The organism is Atopostipes suicloacalis DSM 15692, assembly GCF_900129085.1.
Classification (GTDB): domain Bacteria; phylum Bacillota; class Bacilli; order Lactobacillales; family Carnobacteriaceae_A; genus Atopostipes; species Atopostipes suicloacalis.
The window spans coordinates 1-2,023 of the sequence record NZ_FQUF01000049.1 but is presented as its reverse complement, the minus strand read 5'-3'; the positions used below and the strand labels follow the sequence as shown (position 1 = coordinate 2,023).

1 rRNA gene is annotated in these 2,023 nt (G+C 49.6%); it reads right to left on the bottom strand.

Going from position 1 to position 2,023, the window contains the following annotated elements:
- A 23S ribosomal RNA gene (locus tag BUB96_RS10065) occupies positions 1-2,023 on the bottom strand; the annotation flags it as partial.

Below are 2,023 nucleotides of genomic sequence, written 5' to 3'. Positions count from 1 at the left end.
CCTCCACCTAGACTAGCGTCCAGGTTTCATTGGCTCCTACCTATCCTGTACAAATCATGTAGACACTCAATATCAAGTTACAGTAAAGCTCCATGGGGTCTTTCCGTCCTGTCGCGGGTAACCTGCATCTTCACAGGTACTATAATTTCACCGAGTCTTTCGTTGAGACAGTGCCCAGATCGTTGCACCTTTCGTGCGGGTCGGAACTTACCCGACAAGGAATTTCGCTACCTTAGGACCGTTATAGTTACGGCCGCCGTTTACTGGGGCTTCATTTCAGCGCTTCGCCTTGCGGCTAACGCGTCCACTTAACCTTCCAGCACCGGGCAGGTGTCAGCCCCTATACATCCTCTTTCGAGTTAGCAGAGACCTGTGTTTTTGATAAACAGTCGCCTGGGCCTATTCACTGCGGCTGACCAAATGGTCAGCACCCCTTCTCCCGAAGTTACGGGGTCATTTTGCCGAGTTCCTTAACGAAAGTTCTCTCGCTCACCTTAGGATTCTCTCCTCGACTACCTGTGTCGGTTTGCGGTACGGGCAGTGATTTTCTTACTAGGAACTTTTCTTGACAGTGTGACATTGGGTACTTCGGTACTAAACTTCCCTCCCCATCACAACTCATCCGTACAAGAAGAAGCATTTGACTCCTTCTAAGACTCGTTGCTTGGCCATGCTCAACCAGCGGCATGGTTACCGTAGCCTTCTGTGTCCTTCCTTCGTTCAAACAAAAATCACTGGTGCAGGAATCTCCACCTGCTGTCCATCGCTTACGCCGTTTGGCCTCAGCTTAGGTCCCGACTAACCCAGGGCGGACGAGCCTTCCCCTGGAAACCTTAGTCATTCGGTGCACAGGATTCTCACCTGTGTCTCGCTACTCATACCGGCATTCTCACTTCTAAGCGCTCCAGCAATCCTCACGGTTTACCTTCTATGCACTTAGAACGCTCTCCTACCATAAATCCCGAAGGATTTATCCGTGGCTTCGGCATCTTGTTTAGCCCCGGTACATTTTCGGCGCAGGGCCACTCGACTAGTGAGCTATTACGCACTCTTTAAATGATGGCTGCTTCTAAGCCAACATCCTAGTTGTCTATGCAGCCCCACATCCTTTTCCACTTAACAAGAATTTGGGGGCCTTAGCCGACGGTCTGGGCTGTTTCCCTTTCCACTATGAATCTTAGCACCCATAGTGTGACTCCCGGATACATAATGATGGAATTCGGAGTTTATCAAGATTTGGTAACCCGATAAGGGCCCCTTGTCCTAACAGTCGCTCTACCTCCATCATATGATTATCCGAGGCTAGTCCTAAAACTATTTCGGAGAGAACCAGCTATCTCCAGGTTCGATTGGTATTTCTCCGCTATCCACACCTCATCCCCGCATTTTTCAACATACGTGGGTTCGGGCCTCCAGTGCGTTTCACCGCACTTTCACCCTGGACATGGATAGGTCACCTGGTTTCGGGTCGACAACCACATACTCTACGCCCTATTCAGACTCGCTTTCGCTGCGGCTCCACTTCTTCAGTTTAACCTTGCATGGGATCATCACTCGCCGGTCCATTCTGCAAAAGGTACGCCATCACCCATTAACGGGCTCTGACTACTTGTAAGCACACGGTTTCAGGTTCTTTTCACTCCCCTTCCGGGGTTCTTTTCACCTTTCCCTCACGGTACTGGTTCACTATCGGTCACTAGGTAGTATTTAGGCTTGGGAAATGGTCTTCCCGGTTTCCGACGGAATTTCTCGTGTTCCGCCGTACTCAGGATCCTGATAAGGCAAGAAAAGTTGTCACATACAGGGCTGTCACCTTCTGTGGCGAAGCTTTCCAACTTCTTTTGTTAACTTGTCTTGTCCTATATTTCAGTCCTACAACCCCAACATGCAAGCATGTTGGTTTGGCCTCTTCCCTGTTCGCTCGCCGCTACTTAGGGAATCGCATTTGCTTTCTATTCCTACAGCTACTGAGATGTTTCAGTTCACTGCGTTTACCTTAAACGAAGCTATGTATTCACTTCGT